At 37.8% G+C, this 18745-nt stretch carries 20 protein-coding genes; 11 read left to right on the top strand and 9 right to left on the bottom strand.

The window, feature by feature from the left end; translation table 11 throughout:
* The first annotated feature begins 155 nt into the window (after positions 1–155).
* The 6 genes from ACE1AT_RS23345 to ACE1AT_RS23320 all read left to right on the top strand — a co-directional run bounded on the left by ACE1AT_RS23345 (position 156) and on the right by ACE1AT_RS23320 (position 4750).
* Positions 156–1007 carry an Rpn family recombination-promoting nuclease/putative transposase gene (locus ACE1AT_RS23345; protein ID WP_374872711.1) on the top strand — a complete coding sequence of 284 codons (852 nt, stop codon included), beginning with the start codon at positions 156–158 and terminating at the stop codon, positions 1005–1007.
* Positions 1008–1080: 73 nt separating this feature from the next.
* Positions 1081–1335 carry a SemiSWEET transporter gene (locus ACE1AT_RS23340; RefSeq protein ID WP_017313682.1) on the top strand — a complete coding sequence of 85 codons (255 nt, stop codon included), beginning with the start codon at positions 1081–1083 and terminating at the stop codon, positions 1333–1335.
* Positions 1336–1361: 26 nt separating this feature from the next.
* Positions 1362–3005 carry a B12-binding domain-containing radical SAM protein gene (locus ACE1AT_RS23335; protein WP_374872710.1) on the top strand — a complete coding sequence of 548 codons (1644 nt, stop codon included), beginning with the start codon at positions 1362–1364 and terminating at the stop codon, positions 3003–3005.
* A gap of 53 nt (positions 3006–3058) precedes the next feature.
* Complete coding sequence (locus ACE1AT_RS23330; protein ID WP_009458505.1) at positions 3059–3247, top strand: CPXCG motif-containing cysteine-rich protein; 189 nt, start codon at positions 3059–3061, stop codon at positions 3245–3247.
* A 17-nt stretch (positions 3248–3264) separates the two neighbouring features.
* The gene (locus ACE1AT_RS23325; RefSeq protein ID WP_374872707.1) at positions 3265–3717 is read left to right on the top strand and encodes an SRPBCC family protein; all 453 of its coding nucleotides are present in this window, start codon (positions 3265–3267) and stop codon (positions 3715–3717) included.
* Between the two features lie 265 nt (positions 3718–3982).
* The gene (locus ACE1AT_RS23320) at positions 3983–4750 is read left to right on the top strand and encodes a hypothetical protein (protein ID WP_374872705.1); all 768 of its coding nucleotides are present in this window, start codon (positions 3983–3985) and stop codon (positions 4748–4750) included.
* Here the strand turns inward: ACE1AT_RS23320 and ACE1AT_RS23315 are convergent.
* The 5 genes from ACE1AT_RS23315 to ACE1AT_RS23295 form a co-directional block, all read right to left on the bottom strand.
* A complete protein-coding gene (locus ACE1AT_RS23315; protein ID WP_374872702.1) occupies positions 4747–8460 on the bottom strand; it encodes an ABC transporter substrate-binding protein in 3714 nt (1237 codons plus the stop codon). The two genes, ACE1AT_RS23320 and ACE1AT_RS23315, sit on opposite strands and share 4 nt — an antisense overlap.
* Positions 8461–8599: 139 nt before the next feature.
* Positions 8600–9757, bottom strand: coding sequence for a DUF1822 family protein (locus tag ACE1AT_RS23310; protein ID WP_374872700.1), 1158 nt, complete (start codon positions 9755–9757; stop codon positions 8600–8602).
* A 27-nt stretch (positions 9758–9784) separates the two neighbouring features.
* The gene (locus ACE1AT_RS23305; protein WP_374872697.1) at positions 9785–10432 is read right to left on the bottom strand and encodes a sigma-70 family RNA polymerase sigma factor; all 648 of its coding nucleotides are present in this window, start codon (positions 10430–10432) and stop codon (positions 9785–9787) included.
* Between the two features lie 56 nt (positions 10433–10488).
* Positions 10489–10698, bottom strand: a complete 210-nt coding sequence (locus ACE1AT_RS23300) for a hypothetical protein (RefSeq protein ID WP_374872694.1) — start codon at positions 10696–10698, stop codon at positions 10489–10491.
* 28 nt (positions 10699–10726) lie between these two features.
* Positions 10727–12223 (bottom strand): TIGR04222 domain-containing membrane protein, encoded by a 1497-nt coding sequence (locus tag ACE1AT_RS23295; RefSeq protein WP_374872691.1) that lies wholly within the window; start codon positions 12221–12223, stop codon positions 10727–10729.
* A 234-nt stretch (positions 12224–12457) separates the two neighbouring features.
* Here ACE1AT_RS23295 and ACE1AT_RS23290 point away from each other — a divergent pair, with 234 nt between their 5' ends.
* From ACE1AT_RS23290 to ACE1AT_RS23280, 3 genes are all read left to right on the top strand, one after another.
* A complete protein-coding gene (locus tag ACE1AT_RS23290) occupies positions 12458–12730 on the top strand; it encodes a prevent-host-death protein (protein WP_374872690.1) in 273 nt (90 codons plus the stop codon).
* A 1-nt stretch (position 12731) separates the two neighbouring features.
* Complete coding sequence (locus ACE1AT_RS23285) at positions 12732–13127, top strand: type II toxin-antitoxin system VapC family toxin (RefSeq protein ID WP_374872688.1); 396 nt, start codon at positions 12732–12734, stop codon at positions 13125–13127.
* Positions 13128–13244: 117 nt separating this feature from the next.
* On the top strand, positions 13245–14039 hold the full coding sequence (locus ACE1AT_RS23280; protein ID WP_374872686.1) for an aspartyl/asparaginyl beta-hydroxylase domain-containing protein: 795 nt from the start codon (positions 13245–13247) through the stop codon (positions 14037–14039).
* Between the two features lie 53 nt (positions 14040–14092).
* On the opposite strand, the gene ACE1AT_RS23275 is transcribed toward ACE1AT_RS23280, so the two are convergent.
* The 3 genes from ACE1AT_RS23275 to ACE1AT_RS23265 form a co-directional block, all read right to left on the bottom strand.
* Entirely contained in the window at positions 14093–14872 is a 780-nt protein-coding gene (locus ACE1AT_RS23275) for a DUF4437 domain-containing protein (protein ID WP_374872684.1), read from the bottom strand.
* 237 nt (positions 14873–15109) lie between these two features.
* Entirely contained in the window at positions 15110–15808 is a 699-nt protein-coding gene (fabG, locus tag ACE1AT_RS23270) for a 3-oxoacyl-ACP reductase FabG (RefSeq protein WP_374872682.1), read from the bottom strand.
* Positions 15809–15816: 8 nt separating this feature from the next.
* Positions 15817–16194 carry a hypothetical protein gene (locus tag ACE1AT_RS23265; protein ID WP_374872680.1) on the bottom strand — a complete coding sequence of 126 codons (378 nt, stop codon included), beginning with the start codon at positions 16192–16194 and terminating at the stop codon, positions 15817–15819.
* A 291-nt stretch (positions 16195–16485) separates the two neighbouring features.
* Here ACE1AT_RS23265 and ACE1AT_RS23260 point away from each other — a divergent pair, with 291 nt between their 5' ends.
* Together ACE1AT_RS23260 and ACE1AT_RS23255 are read left to right on the top strand one after the other, a co-directional pair.
* Positions 16486–17538, top strand: coding sequence for a J domain-containing protein (locus ACE1AT_RS23260; protein WP_374872678.1), 1053 nt, complete (start codon positions 16486–16488; stop codon positions 17536–17538).
* Positions 17539–17629: 91 nt separating this feature from the next.
* A complete protein-coding gene (locus ACE1AT_RS23255) occupies positions 17630–17875 on the top strand; it encodes a DUF4926 domain-containing protein (protein WP_374872675.1) in 246 nt (81 codons plus the stop codon).
* A gap of 164 nt (positions 17876–18039) precedes the next feature.
* Here the strand turns inward: ACE1AT_RS23255 and ACE1AT_RS23250 are convergent, their stop codons facing one another.
* Positions 18040–18723, bottom strand: coding sequence for a DevA family ABC transporter ATP-binding protein (locus tag ACE1AT_RS23250; protein WP_374872672.1), 684 nt, complete (start codon positions 18721–18723; stop codon positions 18040–18042).
* Positions 18724–18745 lie beyond the last annotated feature (22 nt).

Below are 18745 nucleotides of genomic sequence, written 5' to 3'. Positions count from 1 at the left end.
GCGATCGCCGTAAGGCGGGTGCTTTGCACCATCGCGTAGCGTCTCCTTTGGAGAATCCCTCTCATCTATTTCACTTCAACCGAAAACTCAGGCAATCTATTAACGACGATCTAGGAGATAATCACAATGCTGTGTGAGATTATTGTCGATTCTCAATGTCGTTTGATAACCTGTGCAAACTCCTGTCGGAAAAACATCCCGTTACCTTTGCTAGTTGGGTATTAGGAACACCGCAAACCGAAGTCACCGTCCTGAAAAGCGAATTGAGTATCGAACCGATTCGTGCTGATTACGTCACATTTCTACAATTACAAGAACGCATTCTCCATTTAGAATTTCAAACCAAACTCGAATCCACACCACCCCTACCCCTGCGGATGCTCGATTATTGGGTAAGGTTGTATCGGTTATATCGTCTACCAATCACACAAGTTGTCGTATTATTGCTTCCCCCGACACCAGAAACAGTGATTGAAACCGCTTTTCATCTTGAAACCACCCGTCATGAATATCGTGTAATTCGGATATGGGAAGAAAACCCGGAACTATTTCTCAATAACCAGGCTTTATTACCATTAGCACCACTGACAGCAACCACCCAACCCCAAGCGTTGTTACAACAAGTTGTGGAACGAGTCAATCAACTTAAACCACAACAACGAGCAGAAATTTCTGCTTATACCCAAATTTTAGCGGGGTTAAAATATAAAAAAGACTTGATTAGAAATTTATTTCGGGAGGGTATGATGCGTGAGTCAGTAATTTATCAGGAAATCCTTGCAGAAGGAGAACAACGGGGAGAACAACGGGGAGAACAACGAGGACGACAAGAAGGAGAGCGATCGCTAATTCTGCGTCAACTGACTCGTCGTATAGGAGAATTACCTCAACAAGTGCTAGAACGAATTGAAAATCTCTCCTTAGAACAATTAGAAAATCTTGGTGAAGCATTGTTAGATTTTCAGGTTCAAGCAGATTTAGAAACTTGGTTCAGCACATTAGAGTAGCACAGGCAGCATCGAGTTTATTCTTTATACACCTGACTATAGGATTACTATAGTAATTTAACTATTAAATCTGATGGATTTTATTACAATTCTAGGATTGGTAGCCGCTACCTTAACAACATTTTCTTTTGTACCACAGTTGCTGAAAACATGGCGTACTAAATCAGCCAAAGACGTTTCCTATATTATGCTAATTAGCTTTAATATAGGAATTTTTTTATGGCTAATATATGGGCTTTATCTGTCGGCTTTACCAATAATTTTAGCTAACTTGATAACTTTAATTTTTAACCTGATAATTTTATGGCTTAAAATTAGATATAGATAAACATTATCTTTCTGAAATTATTACCTGTGACATCATCTGTTTTTTCTGCCGAACGCCTTTTATTTACACCTGCTACTCCTGAAAATAACGCTATTTCGACAATATTTGCCTTTCCTAACGAGTATACGGTAGGTATCACTAGCCTTGGCTATCAAATAGTATGGGCGACTTTGGCTATGCGTGCAGATGTACAGGTAAGCCGCCTGTTTACTGATATGCATGAGTCACTTCCCAGAGAACCAGAATTACTCGGCTTTTCTGTGTCTTGGGAATTGGATTATGTGAATATTTTGAATTTACTGGAATTTTTAGAAGTTCCGATCCGCACAGCTAATCGTGATGATCATCATCCCATAGTTTTTGGTGGTGGGCCTGTTCTCACAGCTAACCCAGAACCCTTTGCAGATTTTTTTGATGTCATTCTTTTGGGGGATGGCGAAAATCTGCTTGGTAATTTTATCGATGCTTATCAAACTGTGAGAAATGCAGATCGCCAAACTCAACTAAAAACACTAGCACAAGTACCAGGAATTTATGTTCCGAGTTTGTATACAGTAGAATATCATAATGTTGATGGTGGGATTAAATCTATTCATACCATTGCATCAGAAATTCCGGCTGTAATTCAAAAGCAAACTTATCGCGGCAATATTTTATCAGCTTCTACTGTAGTCACTCAAAAGTCTGCTTGGGAAAATATTTATATGGTAGAAGTGGTGAGAAGTTGTCCAGAAATGTGTCGTTTTTGTTTGGCGAGTTATCTGACTTTACCTTTTAGAACTGCGAGTATTGAAGAGTCATTAATTCCAGCAATTGAGAGAGGTTTAGCTGTGACAAATCGGCTGGGATTATTGGGCGCTTCAGTGACTCAACATCCTGAATTTGATAATTTATTAGATTATATTAGTCAGCCAAAATACGATGATGTGCGGTTGAGTATTGCTTCGGTGCGAACTAATACTGTGACGGTGCAATTAGCGCAAACTTTGGCGAAACGAGATACGAAATCTTTGACAATTGCTGTAGAAAGTGGTTCGGAAAGATTACGGCAAATTATTAATAAAAAGCTACACAACGATGAGATTCTCCAAGCAGCAATCAATGCTAAAGCTGGAGGATTAACAGGTTTAAAACTTTACGGGATGGTAGGAATTCCTGGTGAGGAACCAGAGGATTTAGATGCTACTGTCACAATGATGCGTGAGATCAAAAAAGCTGCTCCCGGTTTACGGTTAACATTGGGATGCAGTACCTTTGTACCCAAGTCGCACACACCATTTCAATGGTTTGGGGTAAATCGTCAAGCAGAAAAACGCTTGCAGTTATTACAAAAACAGCTTAAACCCCAAGGGATAGATTTTCGCCCAGAAAGTTACAATTGGTCTATAATTCAAGCTTTGATATCGAGGGGCGATCGCAGATTATCACACCTGTTAGAACTGACTCGCAACTTTGGGGATTCTCTGGGTAGCTACAAACGTGCTTTTAAGGAACTGAGAGGGAAACTACCTGAGTTAGATTTTTATGTTTATGCTAACTGGTCAACTGAGCAAGTCTTACCTTGGGATCATTTGCATGGCCCATTACCACAGTCTACCCTGCAAAAGCATCTAACAGAAGCCACAAGTCAGTTTAAACCATCTGAGCAATTGCTAATTGCTAATGGTTAATGATAAGAAAATAATTCATTGGCAATTAGTAATCCAAAATCTAAAATTGATAAATGCAAACTACAGCAGAATTTTATTGTGCTTATTGTGGGGAAACAAATCTGACTTTTGTTGACTTGAGTGGAGGTGGACAACAATCTTATGTGGAAGATTGTCAGGTTTGCTGTCGTCCCAATATTTTATACATCCGTGTCGATGAAGAGACTCTGGATATTGAAATTGATACTGAATATGAAGGCTAAGTTTGAGGTTGTTCTCAATGCTGGACTTTAAGTACTCCTCAGTAATTAATGCACCTGTAGAGGTTGTGTGGCGATTTCATGAAAGACCGGATGTTTTACAAATGCTAACTCCACCTTGGCAACCCGTGCAAGTCATGCGTCGCGAGGGAGGGTTGGGTGTGGGTGCTGTCACGGAATTTCGCCTGTTTTTGGGGCCATTACCTTTACGTTGGTTGGCGCGTCATACTGAATACGAAGAATATCATTTGTTTACCGATGAGCAAATATCTGGCCCTTTTGAGTATTGGGTACATCGACATCGATTTGAACCCGAAAACGGTAAAACTAGGTTGACTGATGAAATTTCTTTTTCTTTACCTGGTGGATCTCCAGTCGAATTTCTAGGTGGTTGGTTAGTCAATGTGCAGCTAGAAGCAATGTTTCGCTATCGCCATCACATTACTCGACAGGAGTGTGAGTCAAGGGGATGAGAAGTGGAAGGGAGTGTGGGGGGACAAGGGGGACTTATCAATTGCTTAATGACAATTGACAATTGACAATTGACTATTTACTAACAATAACTTTATTTAATAATTAGATTTTTAAAAAAATAAATAAGTCCAGGACTTTTAGTTGTTCTGGATTTTTTTTCGTATGATAATAATTTCAAGCTTTGCAACCGTTAAAACACTGATATTTCAACGCCACTAACTAGTTATTTGCGGCGGTAGTTTTGCTGTTTAAAATAGTAAAAATATGAAGATTTTACAATCTCAATTGTATTACAAAGGAAGTTTAAATTTAGCCTTTGTCTGTCTCGGCTGCTTATCATTTTTCTCACCTTTCGCAAAGGCGCAAGAACAAATTAAAAAAGAATCTACATCAGTAAATAACTTCAATAATCCCCTAATACAACTGACACAAAAACAAGTTTGCCCATCTGCAAAATTGCTAACGAAGAGAATTTTTGAGACAGTTAAATATTATATTTACATTTGCAAAGGAGATGAAACAAATCCTTTAGGATACTACGTACAATTTTCTAAAAATAGTGGTTGGAAAATTACTCTTCCTGTCAGTAACCAAGTCGATGAAGCTTACTTTGCTAAGAACAATGGCGTAATATATACTGTTACACCTTATGAATTAGTAATCACTAAATTCACTAAACGTAGTAGTGTTGTTTTAAGAGAAAAAGTTAATCATGCGATCGCAGCTGATGGTCAATCTTTAGCTAGGGGTTGTCCGACAGGTCATACTTCCTTTGTAGAAGCTGCAACCAAAAACTATATTGTATATATTTGTGGTAAACAAACGCCAGATACTTATGTAGCTATTACTAAGAATGGAAATAATATCATCACTCTACCATTACAGCTAAATTACAATTCTTCTCAGAAAACAGAAGATAGTGAATATATTGCGGTTAAAGGTAAAACTCATTATCTTCTCAATCGGAAAATTCTCAAAGTTTCTCGCGATGGACGCAATTTAGTTAAAGAAAAAGTTTTATATTGGCATTAAGGATTTAAAGGGAAAAATTCATATTTATTTGCAGATGTACGGCTTGGTTGAACTTGGACTATGACAATATCATTTTTGTTTTGAATATAGCGATCGCCTGATTGTAGAAACTGGATTTTACCAGTCGCACCGTTATCTGAAAAATTGGGATTATGTAAGACTTGTTGCAGTCCATTGCGAGTTTTACTTTGCTGTAAACCTTTAATAATGACTACAGTTGCATCGTAACTTGTTGCAGAACGCCAAGTAACTAAGCTACTCCAAAGTTTCTGAGAGTTTCTACTAAATTCGCTGCCCATATTACTTCTAATTTCCCAAGGGACAGCTAACACTAAACCATTCACATCAGCTTGTCCTTTTTGTAGAGTTTGTAAAGTATATAGTGAAGTACTGGAAAATAATTTGAGTTTGCCTTGATTGGCTTTGGCTAAATCTAAAGCTTTACTAATTCTATCTATATGGGGAGCTAAAAATAAACCAGTAGCACCATTAATAATTGCATCCGCAATAATTTTATCAGGATTAAAATCTGGTGCTGAAAAATCACAGTGAATACTCACAATTTTTCCAGCGTTGGCGATAGTAGAAGAAGTAAATTCATCGCGAAAAGATTGATTATCTATCGCTTTTTCATCTACACAAATAGCAAATTTTTTGACACGAGCAAAATTAATAGCATAGTGGGAAACAGAATCAGCTAAAAAACGCAGGTTCGGAGAAGTGCGAAATACATAGGAACCACATCCTGATAATTTTAACGAAAAGCTAGTAGGAGAAATATTAACCAATTTCCCTGCTTCGTAAATTCCACAAGCTGCGACAGAAGCATCAGAAGCATTATGACCAATAACTGCTAAAATTTGCTTGTTTTTGACAAAAAAATTGGCAATTTGTTTAGAAATATCAGGATCATTGTCATCATTAGCTATTTCTACTTGCAAAAAATATCCTTGAATCCCACCTTTTTGATTAACTTCATTTTGAGCTTGCGCCACACCTTGCAGTATTTCTTTGGCAACATTGATATTGCTACCAATCGGAACACTAACAGCAATTTTTAAAACTTTGCCATGACGAGCAGCAAGGGCATTTTGTAAGTATATGTGTGTTTCGGGGTCATTGGGTATTTTTTGCAGAGATTTTTGAAACGATGCGATCGCCTGATCATAATTTTCTGTCGCAAAAGCTTCTACACCTGCTTTTTTCTCGCTACTGAGATGATCTTTCACTAATATTTTGTCACCCAAGCTGAGGCGATTAAAAATAGAGCCTTTGAGTACAAATTTGTAGTGACTCGTATTGTCGGGATCAGGTTTGACTTCCACCAACACCGCCGTACCGATGCGATCGCCCCAAGGTGAAAATTGAATAGTTCCCGTAGCGCCTTCTAAAGAAAAAGTATTAGATAAAGCTTCTTGGATGCCATCTCTGGTGTTATCATTTACATTTTGCATTAATGCTTGGGCAATTGTGTTGGCAGCATCATAAGCATTTGCTGTGCGCCAAGTAATAGACTCTGGATTATGCCATAATTTATAGGCATCTTTGACAAAGTTCTTATTAGCAGAAGCATCAGCGTGCCAAGGAACAGCCATCACTAAACCGTTGACAGCTTTACCAGCCATCAAAGTTTTTTTAGTTTGCATACTGGGATTACCAAATAGCATAAATTGGCCTTTACTGGCTTTAGCAACTTCTATAGCTTTATCAATTCTGTCTACATGGGGATTGAGAAATATGCTATCGGCTTTTTTTTCTTTAGCACGTTCAATGGCAAGTTTTGGCTGAAAATTTTTGGCTGCTAAATCACAGTGAATATCAATTAATTGAGTGTTATTTTTGGCAAGTGCTGAAGCTATTGCAGGTTCATAAGACTGATCTTTTGCTTGAGAATCACGACAGATCGCAATACGAGTTTTGCCTATTTTTTTTGTATAATCAGCTAGAGTTTCAGCAATCACATCATTTACAACTACGGTCCTGTAAATATAGCTACCCTGACTACGATTTTGGGGATCAGTTACTAATTGAGAAGCACTTGTTGGTGAAATCATCACCAATTTTCCATCCTGGTAAATTTTAGAAGCAGGCACACTAGCATCACTACTATTATGTCCAATTACTGCTAAGATATTCTGATCTTGTATAAATTTATGGGCAACTCTTTCAGCAATAACAGGATTATTATCATCATTGACGATTTCTAACTTTAATAATTTGCCATTAATACCACCTTTACGGTTAATTTCATTTTGATATTGTGCTACCCCTCGTAAAATTTCTTGGGCAACATCAGGATTTGTACCAATCGGAACTGCAACCCCTATTGTTAATGCTGCTTGCTCGCCAATCTTGGCATTATTCAGATATATTAACGACTCTGGATCATTGGGTTGAATTTGCAAAGATTTTTGGAATTTATCAGTTGCTTGATGATAATTTTTACCTAAAAATGCTTGTACACCTTGCTTTTTCAATTCAGTTTCTACTGTTTTGACTAAGATTTTATTACCATCACTAAAACGGTTACGGAAGTTAATCTCATCAATACCACGCCATAAAACTGCACCAATACACCCCAGCGAAACTGTCACAATAGCTGCGCGGAAAACCTTTTCTTTCCAATTGAGAATTCGGGGATATTTGAGTTCTCTTGCAGCTGGATTTTGAAAAATTACAGGTAGCCAAGAAGCACAAGGATAATCTCTTTCCCATTCTTCATGTAAGCGTTCCCGCGCTTGATTTACAGATGTATATAAAGATTCACCACTACTAAAGGCTGTGAGAAAATATTTTAAAAACTCTTGAGCAATAACATCAGGCACAGGTTCCCGCATGACAATTGTATAGGGAATGCGTAAATTAGCTAAATTGCGGGCTAATCCCAATCCATCACAAGAGTTAAAAATAGCTAATTTTAATCCCTTTTTCACAGCATATCGGAGAGAGTAGCGCAAGTTTTGTAATGATAAATAACTCTCATTATTATTGATTTTAATTTTTCCCCCAGCGTCACCTTCTTGACTGATACTATGTCCCGCAAAAAATAAAATATCCCAAGATTCAGTTCTGAGATTTTTAATAATTTTTTGGCGTGTGGGTTCTATTAAGTCTTCAACTTTTGCACCTGGTAAATTGTTGAGAGAATCTAAATCTTGTTGCAGATCAATTCCTTCACTACTACCTAAAATTGCCAAAATTTTGACTGGTATTTTCAGTTGCTTTGTCGATGGTTCGTATTCTGAACTAATTACTATTTCGGCTTGGGGATGGCTAGTAGAGAAAAAACCCCATAAATGCCAAGGTAATCTTCGCAGCAATGAATCTTGAGTCTGTAAAATAAAGCGAACATCTTCAGAATTACCAATTTGTTTTGATAATTGTCGCTCTACTTCTAAAACAGATGGTTGATTTAACCAGTTGTTGAAACTATCTTGAAATTTGTGAGCTGCTTGATTACAAGCATCTTTACTAGAGAAGTTTGTAATCTGGTTTTTCGGGATAATAATTAACCAATTTGCTGGTAATTTCTCATAAATAGATTGCCATGTAGTGTATGTTGTCGGAACATCTGGTGCAGGTGGTAATCTACCAGAAATTTCAGCAATATGAGGTTTCCCAGGTTGACCAATTCTCACTTTGATAGGAAATCCCCTCTCAAAAGAACCCTCCCCGATTTCAAAAATGACTAGTTTAATCCGCTTAACCACATTTTCCACCCCTTCATAATATCAAGTCTGACTAATTGCTTACGAAATAAAGTTTAGTCATTGAGTTTATGTCATTGGTTTTTCCCATTACCGATTACCCATTACCGACAAGGGCGAATAATCTATTTGTATTCGATATCTAAATCACAAAATTTTCTGTGATCACAGCATCATTTAAACCAACTCTAACTTGGAATCTTTCCCCAAATTCCGCACAAAACTTTAATTGAATATAATCATCCTCTTCTCTAGCTTGAACTTCTAAAAATGGTTGTCCATTATCGTATAATCCTGCTAATTGCAAACCTGATGGTAAATAAGCATTATTCATCGGATAAACCCGGAATAACACAGCGATTGTTTGATCTGGTTTAGATAAAATCGCTACCATTAATGCTACAGCATTACCATCTAACTGCATTCCTAAATCCATGATGCGTCTAGCACTTACAGTAGGGTGATTAGGTTGTAGAGTCCACAAAATTTCTGCAAGAGTCCAACGTGTTTCTTCATCTTCAGTAGTTTGAATTAAATAAACCAAAATATCTAGAAGTTCGGATGAAGTATGACTATTATTATTGATCTCAATATTTTCACGACGATTGTTGAACTTTTTTGACAAAAATTTGCTTGGTAAACCTTTTTGCCAACTATGATTGGGGTATAATTGCTCGATAATTTGCCACACAATATCTGGTGATTCTAATTTCAATCCTCTGACACGTTTAATAGAACGGAAAGCAAATTGAGGTTTAATTTTACTGGTGAATTCTTCAACAGCTTGCCACTCAGTTGTGTAAATATTTTCCAGCCATGAGCGCAAATAAACTAGATGCGATCGCTCAATTAATTCATCCAATGGCTGTAGCTGATTAAGATCAATTTCTGCTGCTGTGACATGAGGTAAAAATCCCCAAATCTTACCCTCTTTACAGGTTTGATTGATTTCGACAACCACATAACCAATGCGATCATCCCAAACCTCTGGTGGAATTTCACAAACGCGATCGCCTGTGCGAATTACTCGACATTCCAAATGTCCTACCCCAGTCAACACCAAATCAGCAACATTATCAATTAACCTTCTATAAGGATTCCAACTATAGCTAGATGCTAAATCTGTGGGAATATCTAGCATGTGCAAATAAGTCTTAACTACCTGAACAGCCAAAGTATTTAAATAGACTTGTTGAGCTTTTCTTTGTGTTAGTTGTTCTCTGGCAAACTTCAGGGAATTTTCTCGGAATTCTTCAGGAATCGGAATAGATATAGTTTGATGCTCAATGATGTAATTCATAGTTGTAGATTTAAACTTCAAATACACTTAATCAAGATAGCCTTGGGATTTACAAAACTCTTCCAAAATCGGAAGACATTTTCTTTGGTAGAAACCACTGAGAGTGGGAATAGATACACCAAAATCTTGGGATATATCTTTCCAAGCAACTTCTAAAAAAAAACGGCGTTCAATCAAAACTTGACAATTAATATCAGGGCGATCGCTAATATGAATCCGCTGTAATTTCTTGGCTTCTGTTGTCAGCCATTCCCGAATATCTTTGATTATGGGAGATGGTTCGGGTGGTGCGGGAATTAAATTTACCGGATCTATTTCTTCACCATTTTCTCCAGAGAAAGGAGAAATAATTTTTTTGTCCCTTTCTTGTCTTCTGTGGTAAATATCTTTCAGGCGATAATTCAAGTAAATATTTAACCAGCATGTCACACAACCTTTATTTGGATTGTAGGCTTCTTTAGCAGTTGTGGCTTCACAGAGATTTTGACAGAAATATATCCAAGTTTGCTGCAAAGCTTCCTCAGCATCAGGTACACCATTACTCCGCAAAAGTTTACCTGACTTTTGAATCAGATAAATAATTTTATTTAGTTCCCTTTTGCGTTCTAAACTACCTCTGGGTTGCTGACAAGCTTGTTGAACAAGTTGGAGGATTTGCGCTTTGAATTCATCCATACTGTAAAGGATTGGTTAACTTTTAACAGTCTTGGCTCAATCTACTGCTACAGTTTCTAGGGACGTTTATCCAGATTTGATTTCACTTCCGGAATGAGAATTTTTCCGTCACCCTTAAATTCATGAATTGCCTTACTAATATCGATACCAGTAGTCTGACGCAACTGTTCTAATAAAGAAGCAAGTTTTGGGATACTACTACCATTGGCAGCATCAATCACTGTAAAATTTTCTACCTCAACTTGCGGAACTACCTGAGACATCATTAATTGAATTCTTCATAAATATTCCAACTTAACCGCCACATCCGCCACATCCACCACATCCACCACCACACCCGCTACCACATCCACCACCGCCACTACAGCCAGCAGTAAAACCAATATCACCGCCACTACTAGTACTACTGATAGTCTTTGATGATGCGAAGGCTTGTTTTAAATCTGCTAAAGAACCTATTAAGACTGCACTACCGAATAAAGCAAATGCAAATGCAATGTCAGATGAATTGGAGTAGGATGAACGATAGTAATTGAGAGTGCGATCGCCAAATCGAGTGCGGTGTGGTTTAGCCAATAGCGATAAGCCAGCAATAGCTATTACAATGCACATTCCTACCAAGAAACCTACAGGTTTATCGCGGGAAACTCCCACGATAATCTTGCTTATTCCCAACAGCAATAATACTAAGATGGGTGTTGCAGTCGCAATTTTAATTATTCTTGCTTGGCGATCGCTAACTAATAAACCTTGGTTTTCCAAGTTTCGCCTAATTGAATTCGTTGCTGATATTACCCTTGTGCGAATAGTTTCAATCGGAACAGAATTCGTACCACTAATGCTTTCCTCAATCATTGCTTCTGCTATTGATTTTTCCAAACGATGACTATTGGCAGATGGGGCATTTTCTAGATATAAAGTATGCCCTGTTGCTGATACTGTCAGAACTTTGTCTTGAACAAGTTTCGCGATCGCAGTATCTACGGCTCGATATGCACCACCATTTAAATATGCTAATTCATAAGCATCTAGATAGCTAGATTCACCCAGAGAATTATTCACAGATGTTCTGAAAAACAAACGCAAAATTATAGCGCATAAAAAAGCAAAAATTGCTAGCAAAAAATAAAACCAGAGAAATTCATATCCATTGAAACTCAGTGGATTATTAATCGAAGCTGCTAATAAAGGCTCATTGTTTGCTACTATTAATCCCAAAGAAAATGGCATTAATAAAACTGGTGAAATATTTCCTAAATGGCGTAGTTTCAAACGAGCTAAATTTATAGTTGAAAACTGGAATAATTGTTTAGATAAAATCCAATTTTCCTGAGTATTCACCCGCACAAAATTAGTATCATTACCAAAACGAATATGCGGTGCTGACCAAATATCTTGTGGTGGAATTTGCCCAAAAAAATACTCGTAACTTGCCAAAGTTTGAATATACAAATCTTGGAATTTATGATGTTCAACATTACCACCACGAGTCGGATTGTGATGCAGCTGTGTTTGTAAAACTTTTGAACAAAATTCGTCCCAATAAGAATGTGTATAAGTTAGGTGGAAATGCCAAACTTGATCTACTTGTTCTGATGGCGTTACCGTATGTCCCGCAACAACTGATAAAAAAGCAAACTTTTTATACTCCTCAATTGCCCGTTTTGTATATTCAACACTCCAACCATTTTCTTTCGCGAGTCTCTTGCTGAAAGGATAAACAGCATCATTTTCGTCCAAAGAAAACTCTTGAATACGTGTATATAATTCTGCTTGTTGAAAATTCATCATTTTCCTCTCATCCACTATTCACAGAACTCTCCCAATTGGCGCCTTGGTTCTATAAGTTCTTCAGTTGAGACAGGAAAAATTTATCCTTGTGTTTACATAAATTTACAATTTAGCAACAATCAAGAGCGATCGCCTACATCAAGTCCATCATCACAAGTGCGATCGCCTGGGAAAATAAGCTAACTTGAGAACAGCCTTTATATCCAATACTTCTAAAACTTAGAGGTTGTTACCATGAAATGGACACTTGAAGAAGCCAAAAAACAGCTACCTTCAATAATTAATGCCACAAGTCTTGAACCTCAGCTAATTTATACTCAAGAGGAATTAGTAGCTGCAATTGTAGACCCTGAGCTTTTTAAAGAATTTTTAAACTGGCGGCAAAAAACTGCGAAAACATCTCTAGCTCAAGTCTTTAAAGAACTTCAGCAATTATGTACTGAAGAAAATTATACTTTAGAGATCCCAACACGAAGCGATCGCGACAATCCTTTTACAGAAGAATAGGATGAGTCATCTTTGTGACACGAATATAATCAGTGAATTAACTCGCCCAATGCCAAATCCAGGGGTGACAGCATGGAGCGGGACTGTGACATCTATTAACTTAAGTGTAATTACAATTGAGGAAATTTATTATGGTTTAACAGCCAAACCTAATGCTAGAATCCAAAACTGGTTTGAAAACTTTCTCTTCACTCACTGTCAAATTCTCCCCATCACCTCAGAAATTGCCAAATCTGCGGGTGAATTGAGAGGCTTTTTAAGAACTCAAGGTAAACCGCGATCGCAAGCTGATATATTTATTGCAGCAACAGCTAAAATACATTCTTTGATACTTGTTACTAGAAATATTAAGGATTTTGAGGGTTGTGGTATATCCACATTGAATCCATTTAGTTAAATCTTTATTCCTATTTGACAGAATAGAGATAATAGCAGGATTCTATAGCAATCCTAGTTCTTCTTGTCCCCAGGCTCTAAATGCTCTTTTATTCAAGCATCATCAGGAAAAAAGACAATGGAAACTTTTAATGAATATCATCTAAACCCAGAACAATTTCCTTTTCTCAACACCTTTCAAGATAATTGGGAAGTTATTAGAGATGAGTTTACAAAGTTTATTAATAGTGCATCTGATGAAGAATTAAAATTCACCTATGATGTACTAGGGCCTAAAAGTAAAACAATTAAAACCAAAGGAAATTCAAAATACAGTGCTTTTGGTATTTTATTCCAAGGTCTTTTTATTGAAGAATATATTCAAACGCATCAAATCAAATATCCTGATTATGAATCAGATGATGTCTCAGAAAAAGCACTGGCATTAAGAGAAAAATATTTCCCAAATTTGGCTAAAGTGATCAAAAAAGTAAACCTTAGCGAGGATAATATCATCAGAAATGTTTATTTTGGTACATTCCATCCAGGCTTGGATATCAAACTGCATGTAAACTATAACCCTCACATGAATCGTGGCTATTTAGGATTAGTCGTCCCAGAAGGAGATATTGCCATGAAAATATGTCACGATCAGCTTTATTGGCATGAAGGACAATTCATGGTTTTAGATCACAGCTATCCACACTGTCCGCATAATTACACTAACTATGACAGAACTGTCTTGGTTGTAGACTTTTTTAAACCGGATTGGTCAACAGAAGAAGCGATTCAATTTGAAAAAGAGCAAGTCACACAACGGATGCAAGATAATCCTTACAGTTTAGGTGTTTTTGGGAAAAGCGATCGCGCCAAAGAAGAAGATTTTATCAAGTATGGTTTAGCTCATCAATTAGAGTGGGATAAAGCTTTATAACTTAATATTATGACCTGCATACTGGCTTGTGTATCCGCTAAAAACTCAATTAACTATTCATCAGGCAGTATGTAATTAGTACGTAGATGACCGTCAGTGCGGAAGAAAATGAGTACACCTATGGAGGTAGAAAATGGTCCGTGCGGTATATGCGCTGGACGCCAGAAATAACAGCCAGGGGTCATTTTTCCAAGGGGAGTAGACATCTCACCCATGACAATGTAAGCTTCCTCAACAACAGGATGTATTTCAACTCGGCGATCGCACCACTGGGGTAATACACCAAGCAACCACGTGCTGCTGCCTGTATCTGGATCTGTACGCAAGGTTTTACGCATTGCACCTGGTGGGAATCCTGGTGTAATAGCTCCGCTCCAAGGTAAAGCAGAGGTGTCAAGGCTAGGGATATAGTTATCGTGGCGCGCACCATGCCTATGCTCAGAAGTAGCAATGAAACACGGAGTAGCAGACGACATCCAGAGGGCAGTTGTATCTTTTTGCACCTCCCATAAACCACTACAGATACCAGCAGGAATGTAGGCGTAGGAGTACTGTTTGAGACGATAACAACCGATCTTGAGATGTCCATCAAGAACGAATATCTCAATGTCAGTAGAAAAGTAACCTACAGGTGCAGACCAACCTGTAGGAAATGAGACTAATTCAGTCGCCGCGCCACAATTGGAATCACGACTGAGTGTACGTGCTTGGGCTTTGCTGATAACACCAGATATCTGCCAAGGTTGCAACTCTAAATCGGTTGCCTGGATAAACTCAATATGGGGGCGACCCATAGGCAGATTGTCTCTATTGCTAGATTCAATTGAAGACATTTCTCCTACCAATGGGGATATATGAAGGGTATCTTTCATAGGTGATATCTTAAGTTTTTTATTGCTATTTCTATGTATAAACTAAAAATTATGCACCGTACAAATTAACCATGATTGTGAATACTAAATAGTGTCAATTCAGACACTAAAGCATAATCAAAATCTGCTCCCTGCTTTTATAGTTGCTTCTAAAGATTGAGATATAGCCGCATCCTTAAGTACCGTCCAGATATACTCCTAAATACTTCCGTAAACAGGAATCGCCGCACCTCGAATATCTTTGGCTGCTTCTGAGGCTAAAAAACAGATAACCTGTGCCAAAGATTCAGCTTTTACCCATTTATCAGCATTTTCTGTACCCATTGCTGCGCGGTTCGTGGGAGTATCAATGATGCTAGGAAGGACGACATTTGCAGTAATATTAGTACCTTTGGTTTCGTCTGCGATCGCTTTCGTTAATGCAACCACACCAGCTTTGGATGCACAATAGGCTGCAAGTTGTCCTGATGGTTCTACTGCACCTTTTGAACCAACAGTCACAATTCGTCCATAGCCATGTTCTAACATTCTCCTCAGACTGTGTTTGCAAACCAAAAAAGTTGTAGTCAGGTTTAAATCAAAATCTCGTTTCCAACTCTCCAAGCTGTATTCATGGGTTTTTCCCATCGCAAACCCACCCACCAGATGAATTAGCACATCTACCCTTTGCATCTGGTTGATAATATTCTCTACTGAAGCTTCTTCGACTAAATTTGCAGAGACAAAATTGATTCTGACAAAATCAGCAGGGGAGAGAATTCCTTTTAAGCGTTCCACTTCTTTCGGGTTGTGATAAGGAATTGTAATTGCTGCTGCACCTTGCGCTAAAACTGCTGGTGTCACGCCTAAACCCAATCCACCAGTACCACCTGTTAGTAAAATGTGTTTGCCTTTCATGAGCTTTTTTATTCCTGCAATATATCAAATTCTTGGCGAATTTCTAATAAAGAACGCTCAAATAACACTTCGTAATCAAAATACGGCCAATACAGTTTCTTACCACGATTCTTGAACCAGATGACAATTAGCTCTGGTAATAATCGTGGCAATACTGCCAATATCGAACCATACAACCATGGTAAACCCTGACGTTGCACTAGGTCGTTATACATCACTTCCACTCCTGGATGTTGGCGATCGCGCAAATAGTCTCGAAACTTGTAATCACTAACAAGAAAAGTTAGAGGTAGTAATTTTAACTCATCATACATGTTTGTATCATAATCAAATACAACATGCGTCACATCATGAGCCAGCATGATTTTAGCGAAATCAGCAGGCATTTGATGGGGATCGCTAACACCTGGATTTAATGCGTAATACTCTTCTAGTGGTATTCACACCCACAAGTGAACCAGTTTCAGCTTATATCCGTCGTGCTATTGGACTGATTCTGAAATAAAAATAAAAAAAATCAAAGATTGCACTTCTCAGGAATTCCAGAGTGTCATAAAGTAGTAAGGTAGAAAAACAAGTTTAGTAATTAGGAATTATGAATTATCAATTATGAATTTATAACTATGAAATCTAACTTATGATTGTAGTCTTTAACTTGAATTTAACCTCTTTATTCTATGGCTAGACGTACCTCTTCCCCATCTCCTATGACTAGCACAACTACACTAGCTCTTTCATCGCTCCATATTCGTATAGAAGCGCTAGAGAAAGAACATCAATGGCTGCTCAAACAGATCAAGAGGAAACAAAAAGAACTGAATAATTTTGTTGAGCAAATGCGCTCATTCGCTACAGATATCTTTCATAGAGGAACTCCTAGCTTTAAAAAACTTGCAGCACTAGACGAAGAAATCCATAGATTATTTGATGAAATATTTGCCACGAGAAAATTCGGTAAACAAACAAAGAAAAATGTTGAAGGAATTTACCGAAATCTTCAAATGGCGGGAATTATCAGTCCCAAACGCGATCGCGATGATTCAGACACAGAACTAGATGAACTATTTGAAACAGATAAACAAGAGAAAGAATTTTTCGGTTCTTCTCAAAATAACCGCGAACAGTATCAACACGAGTCAGAATTTACCCCTACAAGTAAATCTGATGAGTCGAGAAAAATTAGAAACACATTTTTGAGATTAGCTGAAATATTTCACCCTGATAAGGTAACTGATGATGAGACGCAAATGCGTCATACGGAAATCATGAAGGAAATTAATAAAGCTTACCAAGAAGGGGATTTAGCGAGACTTTTAGAGATTGAACGTCAACATGAGGCGGGAGAATCCGTAGAGAGCAATAATGAAGATGATTTAACCCGCAAATGCAACCGCTTAGAGCAGGAAACAGAATTCCTCAAAACGCAATATGAGACTATTAAAAGGGAACTGCGTTTAGTCAAAAATACCCCAGAAGGAATGATAGTTGCTGATTGTCGCAAAGTCGCTAAAGAAGGAATTGATCCGATAGATCAGATGTTAGAACAAGTTGAATCTGAAATTGAGGTTATTGCTAATATTCGCGATTTTGTCAAGGATTTTCGAGAACAGAAAATTACAATTAAAGAGTTTCTCTGTGGTCCACCACTGATGAAACAGATGAACCAGGAAGTAATGGAAGATTTGCTTGAGCAGATGTTGGAAGATTTAGGTGTAAAAATAGTTTTTTAATAGTTAACAGTTATCAGTTGCTTTTTTTGATAACTGTTAAAATTCCTATTAGGCGCAATCCGTTTCAAAGAAGCGGAGAAGGAGTCTGCAAATGAACTTTGAACTATACCAGCGTGTTGCTTTAAATCGTGACTTAAACGAATATCAATTAAAAAAAGGTGATGTGGCAACTTTAATTGATTTTGTCCCTCATCCTAGCAATGGCGAACAAGGTTGTGTTTTAGAAGTATTCAATGCAACTGGTGAATCAATAGCTGTTGTTATCGTTCCCATATCTGAGATTAAACCACTGAGAAATAATGAAATTTTAAACGTTCGTTCTTTGGTGGAAATTTAGTCATAATTTATTCATCAGTCGATTGGTGACAAAACAACGGTACTACCACTACCCAGGACTTGCAGCATAACTATATTATTCAACCGCCTATGCGGTTTAGCTTTACACCTAGTTTTGTCTGGATTTCTCTTTCAGTTTTTCTACCTTTGTAGAATCTTCTCAAATCACGCAGCCACAGGAGCATTTGCCAACTTACCATCTTCCATATAAACAATCCGATCGGCTATGTCTAAAATCCGGTTGTCGTGAGTTACCAAAAGAATAGTACAACCCTGCTCTTTGGCTAGGTTCTGCATCAAATTAACCACATCTCGACCAGATTTACTATCTAACGCAGCTGTCGGTTCGTCTGCTAAGACTATTTTAGGATGACTCACCAACGCCCGCGCGATCGCCACTCTTTGTTTTTGTCCCCCTGATAAATCATCTGGGTAATAATTCAAACGTTCTCCTAACCCTACCATCTCTAACATTTCGGCGGCGCGGGTATACATTTCTTTAGGGGAAAGTTCATGGTGCAGTTCTAACCCCATTTTGACGTTCTGCACAGCTGTTAAACTACCGTGCAGGTTGTGTGCTTGGAAGATATAACCATTACTGCGTCGTGCTAGTGTCAGTTGTTTGTCATTTGCACCACAGAGTTCCCTTCCCAAAACCTGCAAACTCCCTTCTTGAGCAGAACGCAACCCACCAACCAAGGTTAGTAGGGTAGTTTTACCTGAACCAGAAGGGCCTGTCATGAGAATAATTTCACCAGCGTTAATTTCTAGATTGATATCAAATAACGCCTGTTTGCGGAGTTGTCCTTTACCGAAATAGTGATTGAGATTTTGAACAGAAATAACCATATTTAAATAAGTCAGCACAAAT

Source organism: Pelatocladus sp. BLCC-F211, from assembly GCF_041928655.1.
Classification (GTDB): Bacteria; Cyanobacteriota; Cyanobacteriia; order Cyanobacteriales; family Nostocaceae; genus Pelatocladus.
Note: the sequence above shows the minus strand (reverse complement) of the source record. Positions and strands in the feature narration are given on the sequence as shown.

Bases quoted from the DNA above. Each gene is read 5' to 3' on its own strand.
- ACE1AT_RS23340 (WP_017313682.1), top strand. From the start codon at position 1,081: ATGGATTTTATTACAATTCTAGGATTGGTAGCCGCTACCTTAACAACA.
- ACE1AT_RS23330 (WP_009458505.1), top strand. From the start codon at position 3,059: ATGCAAACTACAGCAGAATTTTATTGTGCTTATTGTGGGGAAACAAAT.
- ACE1AT_RS23305 (WP_374872697.1), bottom strand. From the start codon at position 10,432: ATGGATGAATTCAAAGCGCAAATCCTCCAACTTGTTCAACAAGCTTGT.
- fabG (WP_374872682.1), bottom strand. From the start codon at position 15,808: ATGAAAGGCAAACACATTTTACTAACAGGTGGTACTGGTGGATTGGGT.
- ACE1AT_RS23325 (WP_374872707.1), top strand. From the start codon at position 3,265: ATGCTGGACTTTAAGTACTCCTCAGTAATTAATGCACCTGTAGAGGTT.
- ACE1AT_RS23265 (WP_374872680.1), bottom strand. From the start codon at position 16,194: ATGCCTGCTGATTTCGCTAAAATCATGCTGGCTCATGATGTGACGCAT.
- ACE1AT_RS23295 (WP_374872691.1), bottom strand. From the start codon at position 12,223: ATGATGAATTTTCAACAAGCAGAATTATATACACGTATTCAAGAGTTT.
- ACE1AT_RS23280 (WP_374872686.1), top strand. From the start codon at position 13,245: ATGGAAACTTTTAATGAATATCATCTAAACCCAGAACAATTTCCTTTT.
- ACE1AT_RS23345 (WP_374872711.1), top strand. From the start codon at position 156: ATGTCGTTTGATAACCTGTGCAAACTCCTGTCGGAAAAACATCCCGTT.
- ACE1AT_RS23275 (WP_374872684.1), bottom strand. From the start codon at position 14,872: ATGTCTTCAATTGAATCTAGCAATAGAGACAATCTGCCTATGGGTCGC.
- ACE1AT_RS23255 (WP_374872675.1), top strand. From the start codon at position 17,630: ATGAACTTTGAACTATACCAGCGTGTTGCTTTAAATCGTGACTTAAAC.
- ACE1AT_RS23310 (WP_374872700.1), bottom strand. From the start codon at position 9,757: ATGAATTACATCATTGAGCATCAAACTATATCTATTCCGATTCCTGAA.
- ACE1AT_RS23285 (WP_374872688.1), top strand. From the start codon at position 12,732: ATGAGTCATCTTTGTGACACGAATATAATCAGTGAATTAACTCGCCCA.
- ACE1AT_RS23250 (WP_374872672.1), bottom strand. From the start codon at position 18,723: ATGGTTATTTCTGTTCAAAATCTCAATCACTATTTCGGTAAAGGACAA.
- ACE1AT_RS23260 (WP_374872678.1), top strand. From the start codon at position 16,486: ATGGCTAGACGTACCTCTTCCCCATCTCCTATGACTAGCACAACTACA.
- ACE1AT_RS23290 (WP_374872690.1), top strand. From the start codon at position 12,458: ATGAAATGGACACTTGAAGAAGCCAAAAAACAGCTACCTTCAATAATT.
- ACE1AT_RS23320 (WP_374872705.1), top strand. From the start codon at position 3,983: ATGAAGATTTTACAATCTCAATTGTATTACAAAGGAAGTTTAAATTTA.
- ACE1AT_RS23300 (WP_374872694.1), bottom strand. From the start codon at position 10,698: ATGATGTCTCAGGTAGTTCCGCAAGTTGAGGTAGAAAATTTTACAGTG.